Source organism: Bacillus carboniphilus (genome assembly GCF_020524035.2).
GTDB lineage: Bacteria > Bacillota > Bacilli > Bacillales > JAIVKR01 > Bacillus_CC.
This window is the reverse complement of sequence record NZ_CP129013.1, coordinates 75,617-88,895: the sequence shown is the minus strand read 5'-3', so window position 1 is coordinate 88,895 and position 13,279 is coordinate 75,617. Positions and strand designations below refer to the sequence as shown.

Genomic DNA, 13,279 nt, shown 5'->3' with positions numbered 1-13,279 from the left:
GGGAAAACGATGACATTAATAACGAGAGCCATCATGGATAAACAGGCTCCTAACCGTTCAACAGCCATTATTAATGGAGAGTGTTCCAACGTTTTAAACTGGGACGATGTGGCCTACTCATGGGCCTATCCAAAATACAAAAAAATGTTGGCTAATTTTTGGACGCCATTTGAAATCAATATGTCTCATGACATAAAACAATTCAATGAGCTAACAGAGAAAGAACAAGACGCCTTTTTAAAAATCATTGGTTTGCTCGCTTTATTAGACAGCATCCAAACGGATTATGCAGGACGCGTGGCAGAATATATTACGGATTCGAGTATTAATGCTTTAATGATTATTTTAGCTCAACAGGAAGTCATTCATAATCATTCTTACTCCTATGTCTTATCGAGCATTGTCTCAAAAAAAACACAAGATGAAGTGTTTGATTATTGGCGCCATGAGCCTACTTTACAAAAAAGAAACGACTTTATCACAAATGGTTACAAAGCATTTGCTGAAGAAGCGACAATAGAAAACTTACTAAAATCAATCGTTTATGACGTCATCTTAGAAGGGTTATTCTTTTATTCAGGGTTCGCCTTCTTTTATAACTTAGCTAGAAATCAAAAAATGGTGGCATCTAGTACAATGATTAACTATATTAATCGTGATGAACAAATCCACGTCGATTTGTTTGTGAAAATATTTAAGGAAGTTCTAGCACAATATCCCCAATACGACACACCTGAATTAAATCGCTTTGTGATAGAAACCTTTAAAGAGGCAGCTGAGGCTAGAAATTGAATGGGGCACGAACCATAATAGGAAATGAAGTTGAAGGCCTTTATTTACAGGATCTAGAGGACTATATTAAGTTTTATGCCAATGTCAGAAGTAATCAACTAGGGTTTGAAAGACCATTTGAAGGGTATCGGACGAATCCATTAAAGTGGATCAAGGCATACGAAGAGGTTGACCTAGGAAAATCTGATTTCTTTGAACAAAAATCCCGCCAGTATACAAAAGTTAATCATGCTGACAATGGATTTGATGATTTATAAGAAAAGCGCATAGGCACGTTAGCGACGGAGGTGAAAAGGAACGTCAACTAAGAGCAGTCACGTCCTGTGACTAACGTTAATGCTAAAACCTCCTGTTCACCGCCGTATGAGATAAGGAAACACGAAACGACGTTGACTTCTCATAGAGAAATGGAACATCATCTAAAGGCGCACACGTCCTGTGGGCAACGATGATGCTAACACTTCCTGTGCGTCAACAAACTTACGAGTTGCTTGGCGATGGAGCTAGACAACGATCTAAGCACCTTCTTATAAAGAACAAAGTTTATACATTCCTACCTTTTAAGAAGATCGCAAGCGACCATTTAGCTAATAATTGGATAAAACCTCAACTAAAATATTTTTAAACGAAAGGGTAATCATTATTATTCATGGTTACCCTATTTTTATGGATATTTCTTCTTTTACTACTTGAAATTTAACTACATAAGTATTAATATATGAATATATAATCATATATTAAAGGAGATGTTCTCTATGGCACACTCTCACGATCATCAACATCATTCACACCATAATGCAAATAAACGCGCACTGTTTCTAAGCTTCATCCTTATATCCACCTATATGGTAATCGAAGTCATTGGTGGTTTGTTAACCAATAGTTTAGCCCTTTTATCGGATGCGGGACATATGTTAAGTGATGCCGGTGCATTAGGTTTAAGTCTAGTGGCATTAAAGATGGGTGAAAGAAAGAATTCATCCACAAAGACATATGGATACAAACGTTTTGAGATTATTGCCGCTTTTATTAACGGATTAACTTTAATTTTAATTGCTGTTTATATTTCATTTGAAGCCATTCAGCGCTTTATTACACCACAAGAGGTTAGTGGAAAAATGCTGTTCATCGCATCAATCGGGTTAATCGTCAATATTGCAGCCGCCTTCATTTTAATGAGAGGAGACAATGATAACTTAAATATTAAAAGTGCCTTTTTACATGTTTTAAGTGATTTATTAGGGTCCGTAGGTGCCATTATCGCAGGACTGTTCATTATCTTCTTTGGCTGGTATACGGCTGATCCCATCGCAAGTATTATCGTTTCTGTTCTCGTTCTTATTAGCGGTGTCCGTGTAACAAAAGATTCTTTCCATATCTTGATGGAGGGAAAACCGAAGCAATATAACGATCAAGAAGTGAAGCAACAGTTAAGAATAATAGATGGCGTTATCGATATTCATGACTTGCACATATGGTCGATTTCATCATCATTTCCAGTTTTAACTTGTCACCTTGTCATTAATCAAGAAAAAGATTCTTCCCAAATATTAAAAGAAGCAACAGCCTTGATTAAGGAACAGTTTCACATTGACCATGTGACCATTCAAATTGAAAGAGAACATGAAATACCGCATACAAAGAACAGCACATGTAGAGAGAACGAGAAATAGGTGAAAGTAGATTTTTCTTTATGGTCGTCACAATATAACTAAAGCAGCATATCATAATATCGTCAATCGGTTTTGTATTGAATAGAATTGTCATTTAATCACTTCCTCCCCTCTAGCTTGAACAACTGGAGGGGAATTGTTGTTTTGAGCACTTCTTTATACTTAATCATGTAAAGACCACTCCCAAAATATACATGGATGATCTTGAAACCTTTTATAAAGAATAATAAACAATTTCTTTTCAATAAAACTTATCCTCTTAAGGGAGGCCATTCATCCATGAAAAAAAGAAAAATAGTCATCTCATGTTTAATCTTAATGGCTTTATGCAGTTGCAATAACCAAGAACAGCAAAGTAATCAAAACAATATACTATCTCCTAAAAAATTAAGTTCGGACTATAACTTACTGAAGACCGATAATAATTCAACTTCAACCTATGTTGACCTAGATAACGAAATTATTACTGCGGCCAGCCTTTCATTATCACAAAGTTCACCATGGAATAAAATAGGGTTAGAATTAGATGTAAATGGGCTTGATTCCAGCTCATTAACTGTATCAAATGTTTTGGTAACAGAAATTGACGAACCTACTATTGGTGATGGTGAAACAATCTATATAGGGAACGCAACCTTAGAAAACTCAACAAATACAAGCCAAACGATGAACAGTCAATCCTTTACTAAGTCCATCACTGAAAGTTTAGCGACTTCTATCACGAATGGTATAAAGACATCTACTTCTATCAGTGCATCTTTTGAACCTGCGGAGATTCTTAAATTTAGTTCATCCATTACAACAGAAATTTCCTTCAGTGAAACATCAACGAATAAAGAATCTACATCTGTATCTTATACTGCACCTGAACAATCGATTACAATACCTGCCAATACAACAGCTAAAGTAAGTGTTTATTTAAAAACAATTAAAGCCAATGGTCGATTAATGTTAGAGGCTGACTTTTCAGGTAAAGTGACTTATGACAAGAAAGGAACAGAACTTAAAATAAAAAATATCTATGAAATGTTTGAAAATAGCCTTAACTATGGCTATTCCTTCCCGAATAGTTTAAGTTTAGACAATGAAAAAGAGACCGTTCATTTTGAAGGGACTGGCGAATATCAGGCAACATATGGAACTGAATATTTAGTAAAGGTAGAATTTACTAACGATAATAACTCAAACTTATTAAAATCAACTAAATTTATAGAAGTACCTGTAGAATAGATTTTTATAGAAATAAAACTAAATATCGTTAAATGGGTTAGATTTGAAACAAAAGAGCAAATAAAGCTAATTATATTGTGATAAATGCCTTGTATTGATAAAGTAATTAATGTGGAGATGTAGAAAGGGGAAAATGAAAATAATGTGGATCAACTTATAATGATTTCATGATGGATAGAAGATTTTCGCTCTCTATTATGAGAATTATTTAACGATCAAAAATCCTTTAAGTCAATATACAATAGACGCTGTAAGGACTATAGTTCTGATTTTGTCTATTAGAAAATAACCACCACTTAAAGTTTGGATCCTTGCTTGAGGGTGGTTATTTTTTGTTTTCAAAAGACAATATTGCTACAATGAGTGATCCAAAAGCGATTTTAGCCATCAGGGTTTCAAATATTGCCATATAATCCCCCCCTTTCTCAAGGGGATAATGAACTACTACCCTCAAAGCCGATCAGAATTATAACATATTTTAGACTGTAAACCTTGATTAGGATGGTCATTAAAAATTTTATAATCAAACACCTTTTTACTTGTACTTCCCTTTCTCTAATTGTGTAATCATATCCATTATCATTCTACCTTCAAATATTGTAGGTTAGGTTTGTCAAAGAACCAATAGATTGATAGTTAAGTCAGATTGGAAATCATTGGAATGTAAACGGACAGAGTAACACTGCCTGTTTAACATGTCCCTCAATAGTAAAAAAACACATTATTGTCTCAATATTTTGTCAATCACCTATTTTCATTAACCATTCACGCAGTTTGGCTTTTTGATAGTACACCTTATCATTAATTACAATATGTGGAATACTAGGGTGCTCGGAAATCAAATGTCTTGCATCTTCTTTAGTAATTCCAATAAAATGGTGAACATCACTCTCTTTGATTAGTTCGTGGTCATCATTTTCATCTAATGATTCTAAAATACTTTTTGAGTCTGGATTATTGAAATTTTTTAATCCATCCCCAATTAAATATCCTGCTATTACAATTCCTAATGCTAACCATATCATACTAACTCCTCCTAAAATTCATTGATCTTTTATTAGCTTACCATCACTTTTTACAAAGCGAGAAAATTGCTGAACTAGAAATTTCAAATAAGTTGTCTCTTATTTTAAAAACTCTATTCAGAAAATTTTATCTATCTAAAGAATACCAGGATTTATTTACTTTTTATAGTATAATATGTATATATCAAAATGAGTGGAGGAAGATTTTGTGTTCACATTTAAAGTAAATGAGCAAATCAGTATCGGGTTATTACAACCACATCACGCCGAGGAAGTCTTTTCCTTAGTTGATGCTAATAGTACGTGTTCAAAAAGGAGGGAAAAAAGGATTCTGAAGAACGAGGCGGTGTAGCTTTGAGCACTCGCAGTGTACGTACTTAGTACATGAGGAGCAGAAAAGCAAACCAACAAAGTTATTTAACCGACTATTCCGGAACATCATCTAAGAACAGCCATGTCCTGTGGCAAACGATGATGCTAGGCCATCCAGGCCATCGTAGGACTTTTTGAACAACCTCTAATAGAGACTATATTAAAGAGTGGCTTGGATGGTTAATAACATAAAATCTAAAAATGATTACAGTGAAACTATTATTCCCTTATGGTTAAAACAATTCGCTGATAATAACGGTTTTAACACAGGAATCTTCTATGAAGGCATATTGGTAGGAATGATATCACTACATTTCATTAACTGGAAGACAAAGCATACCAGCATAGGGTACTACTTATCAAAAAATAAACAAGGAAGAAAATAAAAAATATCTTAATGATTGAGGAAGAAAAAATATCCGATACACCGTCCATTTCAAATCCGATGTAACAGATAATTTTCAAGTACAATTGAAGATACCTTATTATTTTGATTTAATCGAACAATTGTATAGTTTCTCAGCGATGAGACTAAAGTATTTCATCAATTCCATGTAAACTCAATTGCTATGATTGATCAACGATTCATTAAACTACTTATAATCTTCCCTTTAAGATCTCAACATAGAAGAACCTACTCTTATCAAAAAATCCGATTACAAGACATAATATTCCTGATGCTAAATACTGGTTGTTTAAAGTTAGGAAATCTCAACTTTGTACAGAAAACAATGACTAATAGCGGAAAAACGACACCATGTATAAACGAACTCATTTGTAAATTTAAATTTGATTACCTTCTTTTAATGATTAGAGCACCAATGCCTGCAATCCAGATATAGGAGAAGAAAAAAATCCATAAATAAAGCATAGATATTGACTCGTTTCCAATTAGCGTAAAAACGGCTAAAGCAATTAATAAAATAGCAAGAAACATATGTGAAGTGAATGCAAAAAAACGAAATATATTGTAGGTGACTCGTTCATCTGTTTCAGGTAAATTATCTTTTTTTCTTTGCTGCTTAATCACTTGTATAACTGTCAAAATAGTGATTGCTACTAAACCACTTACAACTACTTCATACGGAAAATATCCTTCAACAAAGTAAACAAGAAATGAACCAAGAATAGACCCTAAAAAAGTACAAGCTATGATAAAGAAAGGTGTCCATTTTTCTATAGTTTTACTGATATTTTTTCTGTTTTCTTCTCTCATTTGTCGTCCTCCTCCAAAATAAAGATTTCATCAATTGGCATATCGAAATAGGCAATTATTTTCAGTGCCAACTCTAGACTAGGATTATACTTGTTTTTTTCAATTGCATTTATTGTTTGACGAGTGACTTGTAAGTCCTCAGCCATTTTAATTTGAGAGATACCCTTTCTTTTACGGATTTCTCGAATATGATTGACAACTGCCATTAATTAAACCTCCAAATAAAGTAAAGGTATCTTTACACTTTATATTACCAAAAAATTAGAGTGAGTGTAAAGATATCTTTACACTCACTCTAATTAACATTTTCTATTCACTAAAAAATTGATTTCATTCATTTGACCACATGCTTAAACAATTAGTTTATATTTACAAATTTAATAAGTGGCGAGCTATCTCTATTTGATTTTCTTCTTCATTTTTCCCTCCCCTTGATTTCTATATTTTTTGGAAGTTAAGTAACCCGTTAAACCGGCCTCATTCTCCAGTAATAAATGTAAGCATTAAAAAGAAACACGGGAGTCCAAAAAGAATTACCTATGACAATTTTTGATAACAATTCATTCTATCACTCTTTCCTAAATAACTTTAAGCTGAACTTTCTATTTGAAGTATAAAAACGTTCCTTTCATTGTTAGTCATCCAAATTATTTTTAAAAGATCAACCTACTTTATTGTTTTTCTTTAGAGCAAAAATATTGCCTCCCATAATGTTAAATAAGAATATTAGCCACCAGAATAATAAAAACAAGTACCCAATCGTTACAAAAATAGACCAGGCAGCCCCTTGTTGTAATTGACTTACTAAATGTTCAAATTCATTCATTCCTTCTTTTCTCCCTATACTAGCTATCAAACTTATAATTGGAATTATTAACGTGAATAAAATAGCAATTACAGACAAACCACTCAATATAAACGACAAGCTTTTTATTTTTCTAATTCCAAGAGTAAAAAAAGCTGTCCCCAATGTTGTTAATAAAAACAAGTAATATATTACCCAAAACCATTTTGGAAGCGTCTCCCACATTTCTCCATCCTCCTTAACTTAAAACATTGAGTAAGTAAAACACAAACATATATTAAAATTCAACAACCAGTTGAAACATCTTTCTACTTTAGAGTGGTAATGGCACACCGCATTCTTGCACGTCAGCGATACCAGAAATGGACTTCGCCTTTGGTAGCATGAATCTCACGCCTTTAGACGTGTGGAGTGTCAACTACTAATGACCGAATATATACAAGTATCCGTTAACTTGTTGCCGTCAGCCGATAAATCATCGTTTCTAAATATTCCTTCAAGTTGAAAATTAAGTTTTTCAGGAATGGCACGACTTCTTTGATTTGTTGATTCACATCGAATTTCAATTCTTTTAAATCTAATGAAATTTAGTCCAAAGTTCGTTAACTCCTTTACTGATTCTGTCATATACCCATAGCCACTAAATTTTGAATTAATCCAGTAGCCAATTTCGCATTTCGGAATGTTCCAGTCTATCCCCTGGTAGCTAGTGGTTCCAATGAAATCGTGGGTAGATTTATGAAAGATTAGGTAACGAAAACTTTCTCTTTTTAGGAAATTTATATGAGCATTTCTCAAGTTAATCTCCGTTTCTTCAACAGTAGGAAGTTCTTGAGCAAACGGTAGCCAAGCTTTTAATTCCTCAAACGAATCATTAATTGCTTCGTTTACAATTTTCCCGTCCCCAGTTTGGTTTGGTGCTCTGAGAATAAGTCTCTCTGTTTCTATCTGCAATGGTACATCTAATAGTAATGGATTCATCTTTTATCTTCCTCCTAGAGTTAATTTCAAATAAAACTTTTCCAACAAAAAAACTCTCACCTCCAAGAAATAATTCTTGAGGACGAGAGTTATAATATCGTCGTGGTACCACCTCAGTTTATCGATATGTCGCCATACCAACCTCTTCAGGTACATTCATACCCTATCTTTATATCGGAAGAATCCGTCTTACTATCCCTAATATTCATTAGCTTGGTAAGAAGCTCCGAGGCTTTATTCATTAAGACGAATATTACTCCTTTTCAGCAAGTGGGAGCTTTCTGTAAACATTCGATCCTTAACTACTCTTCTCATCAACGCTTAATAATATAAAATTTCTAAAATTATACCCTTTATTGTTAAATATGTCAAAAAACACATGCGATTAAACTTCCTTAAGATGGAACTTATCGGTTAAATCCTAAAAAATGGGTGGAAGAGTTGAGTCATAAGAATTATTTATCCGAATTTGGTATCTCCACTATTGTTAAATATTAAAACTTTTTAAGAAAAGCGCAAGCGTCCGTCTAGCGACGCAGGTGCAAAGGAACGTCAACTAAGTACAGTCACGACGCGCGAACTAACGTTGACGCTAGAACCTCCTGTTCATCGCCGCATGAGATAAAGGAAACACTAAAAGCCTGAAAGCGGAGGATCTACTAAGTTCAGCCACGTCCTGTGGCAACGTAGATCCACCTCCCTCCTGGAGGCGTCTCTGTTGACTTATCGTAGAGAAATGGAAGATCATCTAAAGGCGCCCACGTCCTGTGGGCAACGATGATGCTAGCACGTCGTGTGCTTCGAAAGCATCACCAGTCGCTGGGCGCTGGAGCTAGACAAAAATAAAAGCACCATCCAAATAAGGACCTATTTATATACTTTCTTACTCTGTAAAAAAGTAAAGAGAAACCTTATATAAATCGGTTTCCCTTTACTTTAGTAACAATCCTTATAAATACTTTTTCGTAATACTGTCTCCATCGTACGTATATAACAGGTCTTTTCCCTCGATAATCGTTTCTAGATGAACGTTTCTCCCCCATAGCTGATAGATATAGGGTAGAACCTTCTCAAGGTACTTAATATCCAGTTCTATCTCTTCATACCAATGTTTTAAGTAGAGCTCATTTTTCTTCATGTAATCTCCATCTTCAACCGTTAAATAAGGAAATCCGCCATTGACACGCATGTTGATAAGTTGGTCTCTAACATTTTCCCATTCTTTATCAACAATTTTATAGTCCCTTCCTTGTTTTTGAAATAAATACATATCTTCGCGAAAGACTAGGTCTTTTGTTAAATAGTTACGAATAAACGAAATGTCGGACTCAATTTCACGTACTTCAAACATTTTCTCTCGACCTGAATTTGGCTCAACGCCTCGCTTTTTCATTTCTTCGGTTGGATCGTTATATCGTTCTTCGATATCTTCAAATATTTTGATTCCTAAATAATAAGGGTTGATTTGCGTTGTGCCTGGCTGAACAACTCCGGCATTGAGTTTCGCATACTCAATTGCCTCATCCGTTGTTAAATCAAGCTCCCTCATGATTCGTTGGTGCCAATAACTTGCCCAGCCTTCGTTCATGATTTTAGTTTCGAGTTGTGGCCAGAAGTAGAGCATTTCCTCTCTTAACATGGTTAAAATATCACGTTGCCAATCGTCTAATTCACGGCTATATTGTTCAATAAACAAGAGGAGGTCTTTTTCAGATCTTGGTGGGAGTTTTTTTCTTTTCTTCTTCTTTTCCTTTGGTTTCGTTTTTTCATCTAGCCCCCATAAATCATCGTATTCACTTCTTTTTCCTTCTTCCTCTTCTTCCTCGATATCATCTAATGACCAGTTAAGCTTCGGCCTCACTAAAGAAGGATCAATATGCTCTTGAATAGACAAGACGGCATCCAGAAAATTTTCCACCTCTTTTTTTCCATGTTCATGCTCATATTGACTGATTCTTTGCGCAGTTGCTGCCATACTTTCTACCATATCTCTCTTTGTATTTGAAAAACGAACATTATTTTTAAAGAAGTCACAATGCGCTAATACGTGTGAGACAATTAATTTATTTTGAACAAAAGAATTTGTATCGAGTAAGAAAGCATAACAAGGATTGGAATTAATAACAAGCTCATAAATTTTGCTTAATCCAAGATCATAATGAAGCTTCATTTTAAAAAATTGCTTCCCAAAACTCCAATGTGAAAATCTTGTAGGCATTCCATAAGCTCCAAAAGTATAAATAATATCAGCTGGACAAACTTCATACCTCATCGGATAAAAATCGAGTCCAAAACCTTTCGCTATTTCGGTTATTTCATCAATGGCGTATTCCAATGCTTGTGCATCCTCTTCATTCATTGATTTCCCCTCCTAACATGGTTATCACAAATGTATGAGAGAAACACTTAAATCATGTAAGAAAAGCGCAAGCGCCCGTTTAGCAACGAAGGGGCTTGAGCACTCCGTATGAGATAAAGGAAACACGAAAAGCCGTAGGCTTCGATGTTGACTTATCATAGACAAATGGAACATCATCTAAAGACGTCCACGTCCTGTGGACAACGATGATGCTAGCACTTCCTGTGCGTCGAAAAACTTACGAGTTGCTGGGCAATGGAGCTAGACAAGAATTAAAACCGCAAGCTAAATAATGACCTATTTATATACTTTCTTACTCTGTAAAAAAGAGAGTGAACCTTAAGGGGTCACTCTCAAAAATTTTTCTTATGCTAACTGTGCCTGAATATCCTTCTCTATGTCTTTCGGGTTTGTTTTAGGAGCATACCTGCCAATAACTTCTCCTGATTCATTCACTAAAAATTTCGTAAAATTCCATTTAATCTCTTTAGATAAAAGCCCTTTTGAATTCTCCGTTAAATATTCAAACAATAAGTGCTTATCTTTTCCTTTTACGTCCATCTTCTTGAACATTGGGAAGTTCACTCCATAATTCATCTGACAAAATTCCATCGTTTCTTCTGTTGAATCAAATTCCTGATTAAGAAACTGATCGCTTGGAAACCCTAAGACGGTAAAATTATTTTCTTTATATTTTTCGTAAAGTTTTTGGAGCTCAGCAAACTGCGGTGCGAATCCGCATTTCGATGCGGTATTGACGATTAACAAAACGTTTCCTTTATAATCGGACATAGCGACCGTTTCACCATTTGGTTTTTCTACTTCGATCTCATATAGTTTTGACATCAAACCAGCCTCCCTTACTATCACTCTCCTTTTATTATATTGGATGAAAGTTAATTTTGTACAATAAAAAGTCTTATTTTTGCAATTGTAAGGAAGGACCGAAAAACTCGTATTTAATTTGTTCCGAACTTAGCCCAAGCGATTGTAAGTAATCAATCATTATTTTCATAAAGGAAACAGGACCACATAAATAAACAATCGAATTTTGATCGACTAAATCAGCTAACATGTCTTTTGTTATATAGCCTTCAACGTCTCCTTGATTTCCTTTTTCATAAGCAATCCATGTCTTCAATTGCGTATTTTGTTGCTTGAGAGTATCTAATTCTTCCTTAAAGGCATGATCCTCTACGGACCTTGTTGCATGTATAAAAGTGACAGGGACGTCTTCTTCCTTTTCTACAATTGTATGAAGCATGCTCATCATCGGTGTTACTCCTACACCCCCGCTTAAAAATACAATTGGTTTAGATTGATTTTCATTGAGTACAAACTCTCCTGCTGGAGGTGACACTAATAAAGTATCCCCTTCCTCCATTTCATCATGTAGATAGTTTGAAACTTTCCCCATCGGCTTTTCTGATTCTTTTTCACGTTTTACTGAGATGCGATACATACTTGATTCATATTTACTTGATAAACTATACTGTCGATTAAGCCAATAATCTTCCCCTTGAGCCTTTAACTTGACGGTAATATACTGTCCAGCTATAAATTTCGGTAGTGGCTTTCCATCTTTTCTTTTTAAGTAAAAAGAGGTAATTGACATACTTTCTTTTTCTCTTTTTTACAAATAACAAACTCTTCAAAATCGCGCCAACCATTTTCCTGTTTTTCAGCCTTTTCATAAAACGTCTTTTCAACATTAATAAAAGCGTCTGCGATCACTTGATAAGCTTTTCCCCAAGCTTCAAATATTTCTTCTGGTTCTTCTTTAAGAACTTCCCTCATAGCAGCAATTAAATTCTCACCGACAACAGGATATTGTTCTGCTTTTACCCCTAGACTACGATGTTTATGAGCAATTTGTTCAACAAGAGGTATGATTTCTTCTAAGTTTTCTATATGGGTACCCGCTTCAAATAACGCATTGGCTAGCGCTGTTTGTTGCCTTCCTTTCATTTGATTAGCATGATTAAAAATATTTAATAACTCTGGGTAATTTTTAAACATCCTTTGATACATATGAGAGGTAATTTCTGTCCCTCTTTCTTTAAGAACTGGTGCAGTTGATTTAATAATATCTATTGTTTTTTTATCTAGCATTTCCAACACTCCTTTTCTCGATTCATTAAAGATATATTTTATATACATCTTTAATATACTCGTGACCTTCACTAAAAACAATATTTAAAATACATCTTTAAAATTATTGTCACTTTTCCTTCACGAAATAGACACGTATAATGAAGAAAAACGCAAACTACTATAAATCATCTTCACTATTCCATTCTCACCTTTTAACCATTGCATCAAATCGAAGGAGAATTAAAAATGCGACTAACGAATTATACGGATTATTCTTTACGTGTATTGATCTATTTGGCGACTGTAGAACCTGGTCGTTTAAGTCAAATTAAAGAAATAGCAGATAGCTACTCCATCTCAAAAAACCACTTAATGAAAGTTACTTACCAATTAGGAAAGCTTGGATATATTGAAACCATTCGAGGAAGAAATGGTGGAATTAAACTCGCGAAAAATCCAAAAGAAATAAATATAGGAGAAGTAGTAAAGCAAACAGAAGAAGATTTCTTGATGGTGGAATGTTTTGACGAACAAAACAATTCATGTAAAATCACTTCCGTTTGCGGATTAAAACATATTTTGAATGAAGCATTACAAGCCTATTTAACGGTTTTATCCCGTTATACACTAGCGGATATTATAACAAGTGAAAAATTAATAAGGGAGGTTCTTTCATAGTGCGTGATATAAAATTAGGGGAAGAAGAACGCTGAATACAAAAGCTGAGGTTTT

General features: G+C 34.4%; 10 protein-coding genes, 2 pseudogenes and 1 other annotated feature. Of the genes and pseudogenes, 4 read left to right on the top strand and 8 right to left on the bottom strand.

The window, feature by feature from the left end:
- Positions 1 to 9: 9 nt before the first annotated feature.
- From LC087_RS00495 to LC087_RS00485, 3 genes and pseudogenes are all read left to right on the top strand, one after another.
- Positions 10 to 1,049 (top strand): annotated as a pseudogene (locus LC087_RS00495) (ribonucleotide-diphosphate reductase subunit beta).
- A gap of 498 nt (positions 1,050 to 1,547) precedes the next feature.
- Positions 1,548 to 2,465: a cation diffusion facilitator family transporter gene (locus LC087_RS00490; protein WP_226539410.1), complete on the top strand. Its 918-nt coding sequence runs from the start codon at positions 1,548 to 1,550 to the stop codon at positions 2,463 to 2,465.
- Positions 2,466 to 2,744: 279 nt separating this feature from the next.
- Positions 2,745 to 3,695, top strand: coding sequence for an ETX/MTX2 family pore-forming toxin (locus LC087_RS00485; RefSeq protein WP_226539411.1), 951 nt, complete (start codon positions 2,745 to 2,747; stop codon positions 3,693 to 3,695).
- Positions 3,696 to 4,435: 740 nt separating this feature from the next.
- On the opposite strand, the gene LC087_RS00480 is transcribed toward LC087_RS00485, so the two are convergent.
- From LC087_RS00480 to hmpA, 8 genes and pseudogenes are all read right to left on the bottom strand, one after another.
- Positions 4,436 to 4,720, bottom strand: a complete 285-nt coding sequence (locus LC087_RS00480; RefSeq protein ID WP_226539412.1) for a DNA-binding protein — start codon at positions 4,718 to 4,720, stop codon at positions 4,436 to 4,438.
- Positions 4,721 to 5,885: 1,165 nt separating this feature from the next.
- On the bottom strand, positions 5,886 to 6,308 hold the full coding sequence (locus LC087_RS00475; RefSeq protein WP_226539413.1) for a hypothetical protein: 423 nt from the start codon (positions 6,306 to 6,308) through the stop codon (positions 5,886 to 5,888).
- Positions 6,305 to 6,514, bottom strand: coding sequence for a helix-turn-helix transcriptional regulator (locus LC087_RS00470; protein WP_226539414.1), 210 nt, complete (start codon positions 6,512 to 6,514; stop codon positions 6,305 to 6,307). Before LC087_RS00470 ends, LC087_RS00475 begins: the two co-directional genes overlap by 4 nt.
- A gap of 455 nt (positions 6,515 to 6,969) precedes the next feature.
- Positions 6,970 to 7,338 carry a hypothetical protein gene (locus tag LC087_RS00465; RefSeq protein ID WP_226539415.1) on the bottom strand — a complete coding sequence of 123 codons (369 nt, stop codon included), beginning with the start codon at positions 7,336 to 7,338 and terminating at the stop codon, positions 6,970 to 6,972.
- A 189-nt stretch (positions 7,339 to 7,527) separates the two neighbouring features.
- The gene (locus LC087_RS00460) at positions 7,528 to 8,094 is read right to left on the bottom strand and encodes a GNAT family N-acetyltransferase (protein WP_226539416.1); all 567 of its coding nucleotides are present in this window, start codon (positions 8,092 to 8,094) and stop codon (positions 7,528 to 7,530) included.
- A 75-nt stretch (positions 8,095 to 8,169) separates the two neighbouring features.
- Positions 8,170 to 8,421: a binding site (T-box leader), on the bottom strand.
- 622 nt (positions 8,422 to 9,043) lie between these two features.
- Positions 9,044 to 10,453, bottom strand: coding sequence for a SpoVR family protein (locus tag LC087_RS00455; protein WP_226539417.1), 1,410 nt, complete (start codon positions 10,451 to 10,453; stop codon positions 9,044 to 9,046).
- 366 nt (positions 10,454 to 10,819) lie between these two features.
- Positions 10,820 to 11,299, bottom strand: coding sequence for a glutathione peroxidase (locus tag LC087_RS00450; protein ID WP_226539418.1), 480 nt, complete (start codon positions 11,297 to 11,299; stop codon positions 10,820 to 10,822).
- 73 nt (positions 11,300 to 11,372) lie between these two features.
- A pseudogene (hmpA, locus tag LC087_RS00445) lies at positions 11,373 to 12,565 on the bottom strand (NO-inducible flavohemoprotein).
- 228 nt (positions 12,566 to 12,793) lie between these two features.
- On the opposite strand from hmpA, the gene LC087_RS00440 reads away from it, so the two are divergent.
- Positions 12,794 to 13,225 (top strand): RrF2 family transcriptional regulator, encoded by a 432-nt coding sequence (locus LC087_RS00440; protein WP_226539420.1) that lies wholly within the window; start codon positions 12,794 to 12,796, stop codon positions 13,223 to 13,225.
- Positions 13,226 to 13,279: the final 54 nt, after the last annotated feature.